The organism is Agrobacterium sp. GW821-FHT14E08, assembly GCF_058803865.1.
Genome location: NZ_JBXAPJ010000003.1, coordinates 415,176 through 430,881, shown reverse-complemented (window position 1 = coordinate 430,881; position 15,706 = coordinate 415,176). Strand labels below are relative to the sequence as shown.

At 59.3% G+C, this 15,706-nt stretch carries 15 protein-coding genes; 6 read left to right on the top strand and 9 right to left on the bottom strand.

Going from position 1 to position 15,706, the window contains the following annotated elements; genetic code table 11:
• The first annotated feature begins 8 nt into the window (after positions 1-8).
• The 4 genes from AC1ROR_RS14735 to AC1ROR_RS14720 are packed head-to-tail and all read left to right on the top strand — an operon-like array spanning position 9 to position 3,738.
• Positions 9-1,010, top strand: a complete 1,002-nt coding sequence (locus tag AC1ROR_RS14735) for an ABC transporter permease (protein ID WP_498589834.1) — start codon at positions 9-11, stop codon at positions 1,008-1,010.
• Entirely contained in the window at positions 1,007-2,017 is a 1,011-nt protein-coding gene (locus tag AC1ROR_RS14730) for an ABC transporter permease (RefSeq protein ID WP_498589833.1), read from the top strand. Before AC1ROR_RS14735 ends, AC1ROR_RS14730 begins: the two co-directional genes overlap by 4 nt.
• Before the next feature lie 18 nt (positions 2,018-2,035).
• Complete coding sequence (gene rhaM, locus AC1ROR_RS14725; protein ID WP_498589832.1) at positions 2,036-2,359, top strand: L-rhamnose mutarotase; 324 nt, start codon at positions 2,036-2,038, stop codon at positions 2,357-2,359.
• Entirely contained in the window at positions 2,356-3,738 is a 1,383-nt protein-coding gene (locus tag AC1ROR_RS14720; protein ID WP_498589831.1) for an FGGY-family carbohydrate kinase, read from the top strand. Before rhaM ends, AC1ROR_RS14720 begins: the two co-directional genes overlap by 4 nt.
• 196 nt (positions 3,739-3,934) lie before the next feature.
• On the opposite strand, the gene AC1ROR_RS14715 is transcribed toward AC1ROR_RS14720, so the two are convergent.
• The 5 genes from AC1ROR_RS14715 to AC1ROR_RS14695 all read right to left on the bottom strand — a co-directional run bounded on the left by AC1ROR_RS14715 (position 3,935) and on the right by AC1ROR_RS14695 (position 8,943).
• Positions 3,935-4,771, bottom strand: a complete 837-nt coding sequence (locus AC1ROR_RS14715) for an alpha/beta fold hydrolase (protein ID WP_003522568.1) — start codon at positions 4,769-4,771, stop codon at positions 3,935-3,937.
• 247 nt (positions 4,772-5,018) lie between these two features.
• Entirely contained in the window at positions 5,019-5,714 is a 696-nt protein-coding gene (locus tag AC1ROR_RS14710) for an FkbM family methyltransferase (protein WP_498589830.1), read from the bottom strand.
• 162 nt (positions 5,715-5,876) lie between these two features.
• Positions 5,877-7,811 carry a putative bifunctional diguanylate cyclase/phosphodiesterase gene (locus tag AC1ROR_RS14705; RefSeq protein ID WP_498589829.1) on the bottom strand — a complete coding sequence of 645 codons (1,935 nt, stop codon included), beginning with the start codon at positions 7,809-7,811 and terminating at the stop codon, positions 5,877-5,879.
• Positions 7,812-7,820: 9 nt separating this feature from the next.
• Positions 7,821-8,327, bottom strand: a complete 507-nt coding sequence (locus tag AC1ROR_RS14700; RefSeq protein WP_035221306.1) for a putative pterin-binding protein — start codon at positions 8,325-8,327, stop codon at positions 7,821-7,823.
• 103 nt (positions 8,328-8,430) lie between these two features.
• Positions 8,431-8,943: a hypothetical protein gene (locus AC1ROR_RS14695; RefSeq protein WP_498589828.1), complete on the bottom strand. Its 513-nt coding sequence runs from the start codon at positions 8,941-8,943 to the stop codon at positions 8,431-8,433.
• A gap of 13 nt (positions 8,944-8,956) precedes the next feature.
• Between AC1ROR_RS14695 and AC1ROR_RS14690 the strand changes: the two genes are divergently transcribed.
• Positions 8,957-10,393 carry an NAD-dependent succinate-semialdehyde dehydrogenase gene (locus AC1ROR_RS14690; protein WP_498589827.1) on the top strand — a complete coding sequence of 479 codons (1,437 nt, stop codon included), beginning with the start codon at positions 8,957-8,959 and terminating at the stop codon, positions 10,391-10,393.
• Between the two features lie 246 nt (positions 10,394-10,639).
• Positions 10,640-11,737, top strand: a complete 1,098-nt coding sequence (locus tag AC1ROR_RS14685) for a DNA alkylation repair protein (RefSeq protein WP_498589826.1) — start codon at positions 10,640-10,642, stop codon at positions 11,735-11,737.
• 16 nt (positions 11,738-11,753) lie between these two features.
• Here the strand turns inward: AC1ROR_RS14685 and AC1ROR_RS14680 are convergent, their stop codons facing one another.
• The 4 genes from AC1ROR_RS14680 to cysP are packed head-to-tail and all read right to left on the bottom strand — an operon-like array spanning position 11,754 to position 15,559.
• Positions 11,754-12,779: a sulfate/molybdate ABC transporter ATP-binding protein gene (locus AC1ROR_RS14680; RefSeq protein ID WP_142170806.1), complete on the bottom strand. Its 1,026-nt coding sequence runs from the start codon at positions 12,777-12,779 to the stop codon at positions 11,754-11,756.
• Positions 12,780-12,784: 5 nt separating this feature from the next.
• Entirely contained in the window at positions 12,785-13,672 is an 888-nt protein-coding gene (cysW, locus tag AC1ROR_RS14675) for a sulfate ABC transporter permease subunit CysW (RefSeq protein WP_498589825.1), read from the bottom strand.
• A 3-nt stretch (positions 13,673-13,675) separates the two neighbouring features.
• Positions 13,676-14,518: a sulfate ABC transporter permease subunit CysT gene (gene cysT / locus AC1ROR_RS14670; protein ID WP_080723039.1), complete on the bottom strand. Its 843-nt coding sequence runs from the start codon at positions 14,516-14,518 to the stop codon at positions 13,676-13,678.
• Between the two features lie 54 nt (positions 14,519-14,572).
• On the bottom strand, positions 14,573-15,559 hold the full coding sequence (gene cysP / locus AC1ROR_RS14665; RefSeq protein ID WP_142170810.1) for a thiosulfate ABC transporter substrate-binding protein CysP: 987 nt from the start codon (positions 15,557-15,559) through the stop codon (positions 14,573-14,575).
• Between the last annotated feature and the right edge of the window lie 147 nt (positions 15,560-15,706).

The window sequence follows — 15,706 nt, the reverse complement described above, 5'->3', positions numbered from 1 at the left end:
GCAAAACCATGCAACGTCTACTCAAAAATCGCGAATGGCTGCTGGCAGGCATCATCGTCATCATGATCGCCGGTTTTGCGCTGCGCGCGCCCGGTTTCAGCCGGCCCGGCAATCTCGTCAATATTTTCAATGACACGTCCATCCTCATCATTCTGGCGCTTGGCCAGATGGCGGTCATTCTCACCAAATCCATCGATCTTTCGGTTGCCGCCAATCTCGCCTTCACCGGCATGGCGGTGGCGATGACCAATGCCGCCTTTCCGGGCATTCCCCTGCCGCTTCTCATCGTCATGGCGGTCGGCATCGGCGCCTTTCTCGGCTCGCTCAACGGCGTGCTCGTCTGGTGGCTCGGCATTCCGCCCATCGTCGTCACACTCGGCACGCTCACCATTTATCGCGGCATGGCCTTCGTGCTCTCTGGTGGTGGCTGGGTGAACGCGCACCAGCTTTCGCCCACCTTCCTCAACGTGCCGCGCACCATGATCCTCGGCATGCCCGTACTTTCATGGGTGGCGATCCTCATCATCGCCGGCGCCTGGCTGGTACTCAGCCGCACCTCCTTCGGACGCTCCGCCTATGCGTCGGGCGGTAATCCGAGTGCCGCGGTCTATGCGGGCATCGATGTCGGCCGCACGCGCTTCTTCGCCTTCGTGCTGTCAGGCGCTCTTGCCGGTCTCGCCAGCTATCTCTGGGTCTCGCGTTATGCGGTTGCCTATGTCGATATCGCCGCCGGTTTCGAGCTGGACAGCGTGGCGGCGAATGTGATCGGCGGCATCTCGATTGCAGGCGGCATCGGCTCGGTGCCGGGTGCCGTGCTCGGCGCGCTGTTCCTCGGCGTCATCAAGAACGCCCTGCCCGTCATCGGCATCTCGCCCTTCGCGCAGATGGCGATTTCCGGCGTGGTGATCGTGCTCGCCGTCGTCTTCAACGCCCGTGCCGAAGCTCGAAAAGGCCGTATCATCCTGCGTGACCGCGCAGCAAGCGATCAGGCCAGGGAGGCCGCAGCATGAGCACGACGCCTCAACCAGCACAGAACCCGCGCATCATTCCAGACAAGCTCGGCACGCCGCTACGCCGCATCATGGCCAGCTGGGAAGTGCTGCTGCTTGGCGTTGCGATCCTCATCTTCATCGCCAATTCGCTGGCCTCGCCCTATTTCCTCAATGCCTGGAACCTGTCGGATGCGACCTTCAATTTCACGGAAAAGGCGATCATCGCCTTCGCCATGGCGCTGCTAATCATCGCCGGTGAAATCGATCTGTCCGTCGCCGCCATCATCGCGCTCGCCTCCACCGCCATGGGTGCGGCAGTTCAGATGGGGGTCGGCACGCCCGGCCTCGTCGCCATCGGCATCGGCACCGGGATTTTGTGCGGAGCGTTCAACGGTTTTCTGGTTGCAGGGCTGAAGCTGCCGTCCATCGTCGTCACCATCGGCACGATGAGCCTGTTTCGCGGCATTTCCTATATGGTGCTGGGCGATCAGGCTTATGGCAAATATCCAGCCGATTTTGCCTATTTCGGTCAGGGTTACGTTTTCTGGGTGATTTCTTTCGAATTCGTGCTGTTCATCGCCATGGCCATCCTCTTCGCCATTCTGCTGCACGCCACCAATTTCGGCCGGCAGGTCTATGTGATCGGCAACAATCCCTTCGCCGCCCGTTTCTCCGGCATACCCGTCGAGCGGGTCAAGTTCATCCTCTTCCTGCTCACCGGCCTGATGAGCGGCATTGCCGCCGTCTGCCTCACGTCGCGGCTCGGCTCCACGCGCCCGTCCATTGCTCAAGGGTGGGAGCTTGAGGTGGTGACCATGGTGGTGCTCGGCGGTGTCTCCATCCTCGGTGGCTCCGGCACCATTGCAGGCGTGGTCATTGCCGCTTTCGTCATGGGCCTCGTCACCTTCGGGCTCGGTCTTCTGAATGTGCCCGGTATCGTCATGTCGATCTTCGTCGGTCTGCTGCTCATCGTCACCATCGCCATCCCCATCGTTGTCCGTCGCCTTCGGGCCCTCAGAAACTGAACAATGAGAGGTTGAGCCATGCCGGAACTTGAAAAACACGCCTTCAGGATGAAACTCTTTGCCGGAAAAGAGGCCGAATATAAAAAGCGCCATGACGAGATATGGCCGGAACTGGTGGCGCTGCTGCGCGAGGCGGGTGTAAGCGATTACTCCATCCATCTCGACCCGGAAACCAACATCCTGTTCGGCGTGCTGACGCGCCCGAAGAACCACGGCATGGCGGCACTGCCCGACCATCCCGTGATGAAGAAGTGGTGGGCTCATATGGCCGATATCATGGAGAGCAATCCCGATCATTCGCCGGTCGCAAAAGATCTTGTGACGGTGTTCCATCTGCCATGAGCGAGAGCATCAAACCGGGCCGCGTCGCGGTCATCGATATCGGCAAGACCAATGCCAAGGTCGTCGTCATCGACACCGGCAGCGGCGAAGAGATTGTCGGCGAGAAACAGGCGAACCCCGTCCTTCGTGATGGAATTTATCCGCACTACGATGTGGAAATGCTCTGGCGCTTCATTCTCTCCGCACTTCAGCGTTTCGGCCAGAAGCCCGGTTTCGATGCAATTTCCATCACCACCCATGGCGCTTCGGCAGCACTTCTCGATGGCAACGGCGATCTCGCCATGCCGGTGCTCGATTATGAACACAGCTATCCCGGAGCCATTGAAGAAGCCTATCGCGGCATCAGGCCCGATTTTGCCGAGACCGGCTCACCGCAGCTTCCCGTCGGGCTGAACCTTGGCGCGCAAATCCATTTCCAGAAAACGGCCTTTCCAGACGATTTCTCAAGAGTGCGCAGCATCGTCACCTATGCGCAATATTGGGCGGGGCGACTGACGGGCATTCAGGCCACGGAAACGACCTCGCTCGGCTGCCATACGGATCTCTGGAACCCACGGCGGAAAAGTTTCTCCTCGCTTGTCGCGCGTCTCGGCATCGAGCATTTGATGGCGCCGGTTCGCTCCGCTTTCGATGTGCTGGGAACAATCCGCCCGTCGCTGGCAATGGAAACCGGTCTTTCACCGCATATGCCGGTCTATTGTGGCATCCACGATTCCAACGCATCGCTCCTGCCGCATCTTCTGCGCCGGGACGGAGATTTTTCGGTCGTCTCCACCGGCACCTGGGTGGTGAATTTCGCCATCGGCGGCGCGGCGGGTTCGCTCGACCCCACCCGTGACACACTCCTGAATGTCGATGCTTTCGGCCGTCCCGTTCCCTCGTCTCGCTTCATGGGCGGCAGGGAATATGAAATGCTTGCACAGCAATTCGGGCATGCCCCGGAGGAAGCAATCGAGGCCTCGCTCAAAAGCGTGATTGCCAAAGGCATGATGCTGTTGCCCAGCATTGTCAGCGGTTCCGGCCCCTTCCCCGATAAAACAGCGTGCTGGATAGGCGACGACAATGCCACTGTCGCCGAGAGACACGCAGCGGCAGCGCTTTATCTTGCCCTGATGACGGAGTTCAGTCTTTCGCTTATCGGGCGGAAAGGCCCAGTGCTCGTTGAAGGCCCATTCGCCAGCAACGCCCTTTATCTCAAGGCGCTAGCGGGTTTTGCCGATACGGAAGTGATCGCAGTCAGCGGCTCCACCGGCACCAGCGCCGGTGCCGCGCTCCTTACCGGCACCAGGCCGCTTGCCGGCCGCGAGCGTCATTTTGCCCCGGGCGTCATTGAAGGACTTGGTTCTTATCGCGAGGCTTGGAAGGCAAAGCTCGTCTGATGACATGATGTGGGAAGTACCTCCGTCCGTCTCCCCACACGCAGCGTCATCCTCGGGCTTGACCCGAGGATCCTCCGCCGCACGAAGAATGGATTCTCGGGTCAAGCCCCAGGATGACGTTGCGTGTGGGGGAGAGGTTCTGGACCAATCCCGAAATACGGCCTAATATCAGGCCGTACTCCTTTTCGCCCAAAGATCAGCCCTTGATGAAGGCCAGAAGATCGGCGTTCAGCACATCGGCATTCACCGTCAACATGCCGTGCGAGAAGCCGGGATAGGTCTTCAGCGTGCCGTTTTTCAACAGCTTCACCGATTTCAGGGCGGAGTCGGCAATTGGCACGATCTGGTCGTCTTCACCGTGCAGCACCAGCGTCGGAACGCTGATATTCTTCAGGTCTTCGGTCTGGTCGGTTTCCGAGAAGGCTTTGATGCCGTCATAATGGGCCTTTGCGCCGCCCATCATGCCCTGACGCCACCAGTTCTGGATAACGCCTTCATGAACAGTCGCGCCATCGCGGTTGAAGCCATAGAAGGGACCGGCCGGCACATCGCGGAAGAATTGCGCACGGTTTGCGGCAAGCGACGAGCGGAAGCCGTCAAAAACCTCCATGGGCAGGCCTTCCGGATTGGCCTCGGTCTTGAGCATCAGCGGCGGCACGGCGGAAACGAGAACCGCCTTGGCGACACGGCCGGCGGGTTCGCCATGCTTTGCGACATAACGGGCGACTTCGCCGCCGCCGGTGGAATGGCCGATATGGACGGCGTTCTTCAGATCGAGAGCTTCGACGACGGCAAAGGCGTCGGCGGCGTAGTGATCCATGTCGTGTCCGTCAGCAACCTGGGCGGAACGGCCATGGCCACGGCGGTCATGGGCGACGACGCGAAAACCCTTGGAAACGAAGAACAGCATCTGCGCATCCCAGTCATCGGACGAGAGCGGCCAGCCATGGTGGAACATGATCGGCTGGGCATCCTTCGGGCCCCAGTCCTTGTAGAAGATTTCGGTTCCGTCTGTCGTCTTAACAAAGCCCATGATCGTTACTCCTTCGGTTGCGTTGGCATCTCCGGCGCAGCCTGTTGTGCGCCGGTTTGATGGAGGGATGATGACGCAGGATAACGGTTGCAACAATTGCAACAATAATTGGGAATGAATTGCCGTTTATGAAATTATCTTCTCGGCCCGCATACCATTCCGGCACACGTGTCGACCCGCTCCGCGCCCTCATGCGAGTGTGAGAACGGGGATGACCGGCGAAGGGTTCCGTGAATTCGACGCGGCCTCAGTCTACTTCGGGATCATATTCCCGTGGGCTGTCATCCTTCGAGAACAACACACAGGGACCACGCGAGCCGCGCGGATCATAGGCATATCCCTTGGCGGTCAGCGCCTGCATGATATCGCGAACCCCGGCGAGGCCATAAAGATGGTCATGCAGTTCGACGAATATCCGCTCCACGCCGGCAAGTTCGGCCCTGCCGAGCAGATCGCGTTCCGCGCCCTCGATGTCCATGACGAGGGCTGTGATGCCTTTGCTTGCAATAAATTCATCGATATTCTCGGAAGAGATTTCGATGCGTTTTTCATAGGGGCCCTGGTATTCGTCCATGGACGACATCCAGAGATCCTTGCGGACATAAAAAGCATAGGAGCTTGGCTCGTCGGCGGTAAGAAGCCCCTGTGAAAACTCAACGTTACCGCGGCAATTGGCCTTGATCACCCGCTCTGCCAGCGCCGCCGTCGAGGGGTTGGCCTCGAAGGCCCAGACGGACACGTCCTTTATGCCGGCGATGATCGAGGTGATAATCCCGATACCGGATCCCAGCTCAAGTACGCGGTCACCTGGCTTGATGGCTTTCAGGACGCTGCGGGCCTCTTTCGCCTCATAGCTGCCATCGGTCAGCGCCTGCCAGATGACGGGCGACACCTCATGGGAAGAGAGGGGTAGAGCTACTCCATGCACGTCCAGTATTTCCATGTCTCAAACCTTTTCCCAAAACCCGGTCGCTTTACCCGAATGATCCCGTAGCGACCGGGAGTGGTCTACAGCATCGGCGCGACAACCGGTATCGGTTTTCGCGCTGAACGGCGCATCATCCTGAAATTGGATGCGCTCCGCCGAAGCGGAAGCAATTCTTGTTCAGACGGAACTCCAGGCCACCAGCTCCTTGGCCGGTAAAGGCCGGCTGATCAGATATCCCTGAACCTGATCGCATCCCAGACGTCTGACGCACTCATATTGCTCTTCCGTCTCGATGCCTTCGGCGATCGTGGTCATGCGCAGACTGCGGCCGACACCAACCACGAATTCAACGATCGCCAGCGCATCGCGGTCGCTGGTGATATCGCGCAGAAAGGACCGGTCGATCTTTATCTTGTCAAACGGCACACCGCGCAGATTTGCGAGAGAGGAATAACCGGTGCCGAAATCGTCCATGGCGATCTGGATGCCGACATCCTTCAGCCGCGTCAGCGTATTGATCGTCTGGTCGCTCTTGTTGAGCAGGATGGATTCGGTGATTTCAAGCTCGAGCCGGCTCGGCTCCAGCCCGCTTTTTTCCAGCGCACCCATCACGTTCTGGATGAGGCTGGTGCTGTGGAACTGAACCGGCGAGAGATTGACCGCCACCTTCATGTCCTCGTCCCATCTCATCGCCTCGCGGCAGGCGGTTTCCATCACCCATTTTCCGAGCGAGTGGATAAGGCCCGTTCTTTCCGCGACGGGAATGAACACGCTGGGCGGCACATCGCCCCGCATCGGATGCTTCCAGCGCAAAAGCGCTTCGAAGCCGCAGAGCTCGCGGGTCTGCGTCGCCACCTGCGGCTGGTAATAGACCTCCATCTCGTCGTTCTGCAGCGCGGTTTGCAGATCGGCCTCGAAGGATTTCTTCTCGGTCAGCTGTTTCTGCATGCGGACCTTGAAAACGCTCGCCCGGCCCGGGCCGATGGCCTTGGCCTCATAAAGAGCCAGATCGGCGCGCTTGAACAATTCGTCCGCGTCAACAGCGCCGTGCGATATGGCAATACCGATGCAGGTGCCGATTTTGACCTCCTGCTCGCCAAGCTGATAGGTCCGGCTGATCTGGTCGATGAGCTTTGAGGCGAGACGGCGCGCCGCATCCTCGTTGAGATCGTCGGAGACAACGGCGAACTCATCGCCGCCCAGGCGGCAAACCATATCGTAGTCGCCGCTGATGCCCGAAAGGCGCTGCGCCACGGCCTGAAGCAGCGCATCACCCGCATCGTGGCCGAGTGTATCGTTGACGTCCTTGAAGCCGTCGAGATCAAGCAGGAGGATGGCTGTCGTACCGCTGCCCCCGAAGGAACGGCGCAACCGCTCGATCAACTCCTGCCGGAACAACGAGCGGTTCGGCAGGCCGGTCAGCGCATCATGATAGGCATCATGCTCCAGCCGGACATTCTTCGCCTGCAATTCGAGAGTGGCGGCACGCAGGTCATCCGTCAGCCCGCGCATGCTCTTTTGCGCGCGGTTCAAAAGATCGTTCTGGCGTAGCAGCAATATTACCAGCGCGATGCCGCACAGGATGAGACCACCGGCCAGCGCGGTATAGACGATATGCAGCTTGCGCACATCCTCATGGGCGGTATCGATCAGATTGACGTCATAAGCGACGGAAGACGATGCCAGCGTGGTCATCGGCGCATCGAGCGCACTCATGGCCGAAAGCATAGCCGGCACATCGGCCGGCTCCAGATGGTCAACCCGCTGCTCCATATCGGCCAGAACCGTATCGAGCTGGGTTACGAGATCCCGCCACTGCTGCTTTTCATTGATGAAAGCCCCAAGATTGCCCTGCTTCAACAGCTCAAGCCGACTGAGCATGATATCGAGACGCAGCTGCAATTCGTCCCGGTCGATCTTACCGGGGCTAAGCGCGAAAACGGCCAGCTTGTTCTGGAGGCGCAGATATTCCGCCACGGTCTGGCTGACGGCCCAAGAGTCGTTGTAGCGGGCGAATTTCTGCAGAGCGGTCTGCCGCTCGGCAATGACGAAAGCGATATAGCCCGTTGCCAGGACGAAGCAACAGATGATCACCGCCACAAGTTTTCGCAAACGACACCTTTATTCCACTATCAGTTTGGCGACTTGCCATGCGGACCGCGAATAATAGGTCTGCTTCTGCAGCTCCGGGTCGCTGTCATAGGGATAAATGACAAACAACGGGCCCTTTTCGCGAACTGTCATGTAATTGCCATCCAGCTTGATCGCGAGGATAACGTTGAATTTCTTAAAATCCTCAACCGGTATCGTGCTGACATAATCATTGAGCGCGACCGCCGTGACGGTATCGCCCTTTGCGCCGACGACATCCATCAATTTTGCCAGAGATACGCCATCGAAGCGGACGCGGCCATCGTGCCAGGGCGTCGTCGTCTCCACCGTCACCATGCCAAGCGCTTCCAGCATGTCGCGGTCAAACTGCGCCGCACCCTCCGCATTGGTATTGGTGATGTTTCCGGATATGGTTAATATCGGCTTGCCTTGCGGCTTGGCGATCGTTCCGGCTTCGGCACAGGAAAGCCACATGAGTGACAGGAAAGCACTGAGAAGTACCCGGGCGAAACTCATACTTTTTCTCCATCGATAACGTTCGGGTCGAGGGTTTTCGCCAACCTTTGAAGGTCAAGGGAACCGACATCCGCAATATATATCAGGAATGGATGTTATATCCTCACTGAGATTTTATCCGTATTTTCTCTAGGTTTTGAGTAAACCCTTTGGATAATTTTTCCGTCTTATTGTACTTTTTCATGTTTCGCGCACTGTTATGACGCAAGCAGCAGCCGAGTTTCCCTCCTCCCACCAATCCGTCCGGCGTGACAAAGGCCGAATTGAGGCAAACGCTTTGCCGCCTAAGGATGGAAACAAGTGATTCGCACGAACTCGGCGTAAGGACCGTTGGAAATTCAGCGCCGGATGCGTGCCAAACCGGAATGACCGGAGACTGGTTCCATTTCACAGAAAAATCATGGCGATTGCCGCAGTGGACGGTTGAAACATACCGCCCGGAACTTAATATAAAGATTGTCGCTTCCGTTTCCGGCCATTCGAAAAGCCTGTTTGCCGGAAATACCCAGACATTCGTTCCGCGCAGCGAGAGCCGCAATGCCGGATATCGTCCGGCCAGGAAAATTCTGTTCACGTCTCCGGGCCGGACGGCATTTCGCCGTATCGGCCGCATCATGAAGGTAGCCCCTATGCACACCTATCCCGACATCAAACTTCTCATTGATGGCGAATGGCGAGACGCCGTTTCCGGCAAGACGATCGCCGTGTCCGATCCGGCAACCGACGAGATCATCGGTGCCATCGCCCATGCCGAAAAGGAAGATCTCGATCTGGCGCTTGCCGCCGCCGAGCGGGGTTTCAAGGTGTGGCGCGACACCTCACCCTTCGAGCGCTCGAAGATCATGCGCAGGGCGGCCGATATCCTGCGTGAGCGTAAGGACAGGATCGCCTATATGATGACCCGCGAGCAGGGCAAGCCGCTTGCCCAGTCCGCCGGTGAAATCATCGCCGCCGCCGATACCATCGACTGGTTTGCCGAAGAAGCGCGCCGCACCTATGGCCAGGTCATCCCCGCACGCGCAACCGGCGTTTCCCAGCTCGCCATCAAGCTGCCCGTCGGCCCCGTCGCAGCCTTTACGCCCTGGAACTTCCCGATCAACCAGATCGTCCGCAAGCTCTCCGCAGCGCTTGCCACCGGCTGCTCCATCATCGTAAAGGCTCCGGAAGAAACACCGGCTTCGCCGGCAGAACTGATCCGTGCCTTCGTGGATGCGGGTGTGCCCGCCGGCGTCATCGGTCTCGTTTACGGTGTTCCCGCCGAGATTTCGGAATATCTGATCCCGCATCCGGTCATCCGCAAGATTTCCTTCACCGGCTCCACGCCGATCGGCAAGCATCTCGCCGCGCTGGCCGGCAAGCACATGAAGCGCGCCACCATGGAACTTGGCGGCCATGCACCGGTGATGATCTTCAACGACGCCGATATTGAAAAGGCGATCGAAGTGACTTCGCTGTCGAAATTTCGCAATGCCGGCCAGGTCTGTGTCGCCCCCACCCGCTTCCTCGTGCAGGACGGCGTGGCGGACCGTTTCCTTGAAGGCTTCGTGGAAGCCGCCAAGGCGGTCAAGGTCGGTAACGGCCTCGAAGAGGGTGTCATCATGGGCCCGCTCGCCAATGAGCGCCGTATTCCGGCGCTGGAAGGCCTCATCAGCGACGCCGTTTCCCATGGCGGCGAATTGAAGACCGGCGGCCGCCGCATCGGCAACAAGGGCAACTTCTTCGAACCGACGGTTCTCGCCAATGTGCCGACCACGGCAAAGATCATGAATGACGAGCCCTTCGGTCCTGTCGCCATCATCAACCGCTTCTCGACCTTCGATGACGCCGTCACCGAAGCAAACCGCCTGCCCTTCGGCCTTGCATCCTATGCCTTCACCGGCTCGGTCAAGACCGCACATGCGCTTGGCCAGCAGGTCGAGGCCGGCATGCTGACGATCAACCATAACGGCCTTGCGCTGCCGGAAGTCCCCTTCGGCGGCATCAAGGATTCCGGTTATGGCACGGAAGGCGGCTCGGAAGCGGTTCAGGCCTATCTGGAGACCCGTTTCATCAGCCAGATGAGCTGATTTGCGCCGAAATTTCTTCTCCCCGTCTGGGGAGAAGATGCCCGAAGGGGCAGATGAGGGGGCTAGCTCTCTGCATATCTCTACCCTCGCCCCCTCATCCCGCTGCCGCGACCTTCTCCCCGGCGGGGAGAAGGAGACAAGCCGCGCTCGCTCGATCCGACCTCAATCTCTGAAACTTGCTCAGCCCTCCCTTGCCTGGAACCTCCTCCTGTCATAAAAGAACAAAAAGTGAACTTTGAGGGTGATATGAGCGAGACAGCGGCACCGGCGCTGAAGGAAATCTTCAACCACGAAAAACTGCGGCACATCGCCGATCAGACAAAGGCCGTCTACGCGCCTTTTGACGTTTCCGCCTTCATGGCGCTCGCCACCGAAAATCTCGAGGCTCTGGGCATCATGCAGCGCATGCGGCAGGTGGCGACAAGCCTGCACGCCACGCTTCCCGGGGACTACGCCCGCAATATCGAAATTCTGACCGCCGCCGCCCCCGGAATAGGCAACGGCTTCGCATCCATTTCGCTGCCGGAATATGTGGCCCTTCATGGGCTCGACCATTTCGATATTTCCATGCAGGCGCTGCAATATTTCACCCGCTTCGGTTCCTCGGAATTCGCCATCCGGCATTTCCTGCAGAAGGATATCTCCCGCACCCTTGCGGTGATGGAAACATGGTCTCGGCACGAAAACGAGCATGTGCGGCGGCTGGCGAGCGAGGGCTGCCGGCCGCGCCTGCCCTGGTCGTTCCAGCTGAAGCCGCTAATCGACGATCCGTCCCCGGTCGTGGCGATCCTCGACGCCATGAAGGCCGACGAGGCGCTTTACGTGCGCAAATCCGTCGCCAATCATCTGAACGACATCACCAAGGACAATCCCGCTTTCGTACTGGCGCTCATCGACTCATGGCCGAAGGATAACCCGCATACGCGCTGGATCGTCCGGCAGGCCTTGCGCACGCTGATCAAGAAGGGTGACGCCGCAGCGCTTGCCCATCTCGGCGCGCATCAAGAAGCAGAAATTGCACTCGAAGCGTTTCAGGTGTCTCCGGAAAAAGTTGCCCTCGGCAATCCGGTGCGGATTTCAGCCGCCTTCACCTCGACAGCCAAAGGCGCGCAGAAGCTGGTGATCGACTATGCCGTGCACTACGTGAAGAAGAGCGGTGACGCTTCGGCGAAGGTTTTCAAATGGAAAGAGATCGAGCTTCAGCCGGGCGAAACACTTAACCTGTCGATAAGCCGCGCCATGCGCGATTTCACCACCCGCAAGCACTATGCGGGTGTTCACAAGGTTGATCTCATGCTCAATGGCCGGCTGGCCGCCGAAGCCTCTTTCGAGCTTGTGATCTGAACCTGCCGAGGGCGTCTCACGCCGCCGGGAAAATCTTTGCCCGGCGGATGATGACGGAACCACGGTCTCCGGCAGCGACATCGTTTTCCGGCGGCACATCGAATTCCAGGAGATCGCCGCCATCGGTGTTGGCGATCACGCGGCGCTCACCCGCCCGGTCGAGAACCCGGGCCACGGAAGCCGGAATGCCCTCATGCAGATCCTCCCATTCCAGATCGGAGGGACGGGCATAAATCTCGACAGCGCCATCCGCCTGACCATAGGAGAAAGGCAGCTCATTGTCGCCCACATAGACCTTGCCGCCGCGCGCCACACCGGACACCCGATTGGCATCGCCCAGGAAGCGCATGACGAAGGCGCTGTTCGGCTGGCGGCAGACTTCCTTCGGCGTGCCCTGCTGAACGATCTCACCCTGATTGAGAATGACGACGCGGTCAGCCAGATCGAGCGCCTCTTCCTGGTCATGCGTCACGAAAATCGTGGTGATACCAAGCGCATCGTGAATTTCCCGCAGCCAGCGGCGCAGGTCGCGGCGCACATTGGCATCCAGCGCCCCGAAAGGCTCATCCAGCAAAAGAACTTTCGGATCAACCGAAAGCGCACGCGCCAATGCCACGCGCTGCCTTTGCCCGCCGGATATCTGCGCCGGGAACCGGTCGCCGAGACCATCGAGTTTGACGAGGTTCAGCAGTTCCCTGACGCGGGCGTCGATTGCCGACCTGTCGCGCTTGACCTTCGATACCTTCATGCCGAAGGCAATGTTTTCGTGGAGCGTCATATGCGGGAAAAGCGCGTAATGCTGGAACACGAAACCAACGCCGCGATCGCGCACCGGAATATTGGTGGCGTCCTCGTCTCCGAAAAAGATGCGGCCGCCATCGCTATATTCGAGACCGGCGACCATGCGCAGAATCGTCGTCTTGCCTGAACCGGAGGGGCCGAGCAGCGCCAGAAGCTCACCGCTTTCAATATCCAGCGAAACATCGCGGACGGCACGGAAGGTGTCGAAGGTCTTCACCACATTTTCGAGGCGGATTTTCATAGGAATCAGGTCTCCGTGGCGATGGCGGCACCGCCATTGGTCTTTTTGGCTCCGCGCCCCGCACCGCGCCGTTCCAGCGCCACCTTGGCGATGATGGTGACGACGGCGAGCAAAGCGAGGATGGAGGCCGAAGCAAAGGCACCGGCCGTCTGGTAATCGTGGTAAAGCAGCTCGATATGCAGCGGCAGCGTGTTGGTCTGGCCGCGAATATTGCCCGATACGACCGACACCGCGCCAAACTCGCCCATCACGCGGGCGTTGCACAGCACCACGCCATAAAGCAGCGCCCATTTGATGTTCGGCAGCGTTACCGAAAAGAAGGTGCGCCAGCCGGATGCACCGAGAGACGTCGCCGCCTCCTCGAGATCGCGGCCCTGCGCCTGCATCAGCGGGATAAGCTCACGCGCCACGAAGGGTGCGGTGACGAACATCGAGGCGATGACGATGCCGGGAAGCGCAAACAATATCTTGATGTCATGCGCATCGAGGAATGGGCCGAACAGCCCCTGCAACCCGTAAACGAAGAGATAGGCGACACCGGCGACGATCGGCGAGATGGAGAAAGGTATCTCGATCAGCACCAGCAGGAAGCGCCGGCCGGGGAAATCGAACTTGGTGATCGCCCATGCCGCCGCAACGCCGAAGACCGTATTGACCGGCACGGCGATCAACGCCGTCAGCACCGTCAGCATGATCGCGTGGCGGGTATCTGGATGGGTAATGGTGGCCGAATAGACCTTCCAGCCCTGCGAAAAGGCCTCGACGCCGATGATGATGAGGGGTGCCACAACCAGCAGGGCGCCGATCACAAGAACGAAAGCGATCAGGCCGCGGCGAACCCAGCTTGCATCACCGACGCGCGGCGGCTTGCGATGAGAGGAAATGGCGCTCATGTCTCAGCTCCTCACCGTGTAGCGAAGCGCGCGCGCCTGCAGGTAATTGGTCACCGCCAGCATCACGAAAGCGGTGATGAGCAGCACGGAAGCAATGGCCGCGGCGGCCTGATAATCATATTCCTCGAGCCGGATAAAGATCAGCAATGCCGTGATTTCCGTCGAGAACGGCTGATTGCCCGCGATGAAGATGATGGCCCCGAATTCGCCGAGGCTGCGGGCGAAGGACAGCGAAAGACCGGCGAGCAGTGCCGGCGTCAGGAGCGGCAGGATGACCTTGCGGAAGATTTCAAGATCGGAACCGCCAAGCGACTGTGCCGCTTCCTCCAGCGCCGGATCGAGGTCTTCCAGCACCGGCTGCACGGTGCGCACGATGAAGGGCAAACTGGTGAAAGCCATCGCCACCATGATGCCAAGTGGCGTATAGGCGACTTTAATGCCGAGCGGCGCAAGCAACGAACCGAACCAGCCATTGCCTGCAAACAGCGTGGTAAGCGCGATGCCGGCAACGGCGGTGGGAAGCGCAAAAGGCAGGTCGACAATGGCATCGATAAGACGCCAGCCGGGAAAACGGTATCGTGTCAGCACCCAGGCGAGCGCCAGCCCGAAGATGACGTTGAAGAGCGTGGCGGCGAGCGCGCAGAGCACGGTCACGCGGTAACTTGCAACGGCACGCGGCGAGGAGATGATCGACCAATATTCGGCCGGCCCTAGACTCGCAGCCTTGAACACCAGCGCCGAGAGCGGCAGGAGCACGATGATGGCGACGTAAGTGAGGGTAACGCCAAGGGACAATTTAAGTCCCGGCAGAACATTCCGCTTCAAACCCCGCCCCCATTTCATCATAAAGCGACCCGGCAGTTTCCCGCCGGGTCGTTTGCCTGTTGCATATCGCTGTGATTAACGGCTGCCGTAAAGCGTATCAAGCGTCGCGCCGGATGCAAAATGCTCTTTCTGGATTTTATTCCAGCCGCCGAAGGTATCGTTGACGTTGACGAGGCGGATGGCCGGGAACTTGTCCTTGAACTCGCCGACGACCTTCTCATTGTGAACGCGGTGACCGAATTCGGCGGCGATCCGCTGGCCTTCCTCGGTGTAGAGGAAATCGAGATAGCTCTTTGCCAGATCGCGGGAGCCGCGCTTGTCGACCACCTTGTCCACCACGGCGACAGGGAATTCGGCCAGCAGGCTGACGGAGGGGACGACGCCTTCCACCTTGTCGGCGCCATATTGCTTGGCGATGCCACGGGTCTCGGCCTCAAAAGTGATCAGCACATCGCCGATTTCACGCTCCACGAAAGTGGTGGTGGCGGCACGGCCTCCGGTGTCGAATACCGGGGTGTTGTCGAAGATTTTCTTGACGAATTCCTGAACCTTCTTCTCGTCGCCGTTGAACTTCTCCTTGGCGTAAGCCGTGGCGGCGAGATAAGTGTAGCGGGCATTACCAGAGGTCTTCGGATTGGGGAAAACCACCTTCACATCGTCACGGGCAAGATCGTCCCAATCCTTGATCTTTTTGGGGTTTCCAGCGCGCACGAGGAAGGACGGGAAGGAATAGAACGGTGAAGCGTCGTTCGGGAAATCCTTCTGCCAGTCGGCGGAAACAAAGCCCTGCTTCACCAGAAAATCGACATCGGTGACCTGGTTGAAGGTAACGACATCGGCTTCCAGACCCTCGACGATGGCGCGCGCCTGCTTGGAGGTGCCGGCATGCGACTGATCGACCGTAACGCCCGGATGCTGCTTGATGAACGCCTCGTTTTCGGCGGCAAAGACCTCACGGGCGACGTCGTAGGACGCGTTGAGGATGGTGGTCGGAGACTGTGCCTGCGCCGCGCCAGCAATAAGAGCGGCAATGGCAGTGCCGATGATAAGAAGACGTTTCATGAATACCCCCGGAAAATCGAATGGTCGTCAACATAACGGGCGGCGGCAACGCCCGCGAGAAACAGCCGTGCGTTAGGGAGCCGGGGATTGGAAATTCCACCCAAACAGGAGCAGTTCAAAAGACGATGATTTCATATTTGGCTGCAA

Coding starts and splice junctions, on each gene's coding strand:
- AC1ROR_RS14695 (WP_498589828.1), bottom strand. CDS start 8,943: ATGATGCGGCCGATACGGCGAAATGCCGTCCGGCCCGGAGACGTGAAC.
- cysP (WP_142170810.1), bottom strand. CDS start 15,559: ATGAAACGTCTTCTTATCATCGGCACTGCCATTGCCGCTCTTATTGCT.
- AC1ROR_RS14735 (WP_498589834.1), top strand. CDS start 9: ATGCAACGTCTACTCAAAAATCGCGAATGGCTGCTGGCAGGCATCATC.
- AC1ROR_RS14720 (WP_498589831.1), top strand. CDS start 2,356: ATGAGCGAGAGCATCAAACCGGGCCGCGTCGCGGTCATCGATATCGGC.
- AC1ROR_RS14690 (WP_498589827.1), top strand. CDS start 8,957: ATGCACACCTATCCCGACATCAAACTTCTCATTGATGGCGAATGGCGA.
- rhaM (WP_498589832.1), top strand. CDS start 2,036: ATGCCGGAACTTGAAAAACACGCCTTCAGGATGAAACTCTTTGCCGGA.
- AC1ROR_RS14730 (WP_498589833.1), top strand. CDS start 1,007: ATGAGCACGACGCCTCAACCAGCACAGAACCCGCGCATCATTCCAGAC.
- cysT (WP_080723039.1), bottom strand. CDS start 14,518: ATGATGAAATGGGGGCGGGGTTTGAAGCGGAATGTTCTGCCGGGACTT.
- AC1ROR_RS14700 (WP_035221306.1), bottom strand. CDS start 8,327: ATGAGTTTCGCCCGGGTACTTCTCAGTGCTTTCCTGTCACTCATGTGG.
- AC1ROR_RS14680 (WP_142170806.1), bottom strand. CDS start 12,779: ATGAAAATCCGCCTCGAAAATGTGGTGAAGACCTTCGACACCTTCCGT.
- AC1ROR_RS14715 (WP_003522568.1), bottom strand. CDS start 4,771: ATGGGCTTTGTTAAGACGACAGACGGAACCGAAATCTTCTACAAGGAC.
- cysW (WP_498589825.1), bottom strand. CDS start 13,672: ATGAGCGCCATTTCCTCTCATCGCAAGCCGCCGCGCGTCGGTGATGCA.
- AC1ROR_RS14710 (WP_498589830.1), bottom strand. CDS start 5,714: ATGGAAATACTGGACGTGCATGGAGTAGCTCTACCCCTCTCTTCCCAT.
- AC1ROR_RS14685 (WP_498589826.1), top strand. CDS start 10,640: ATGAGCGAGACAGCGGCACCGGCGCTGAAGGAAATCTTCAACCACGAA.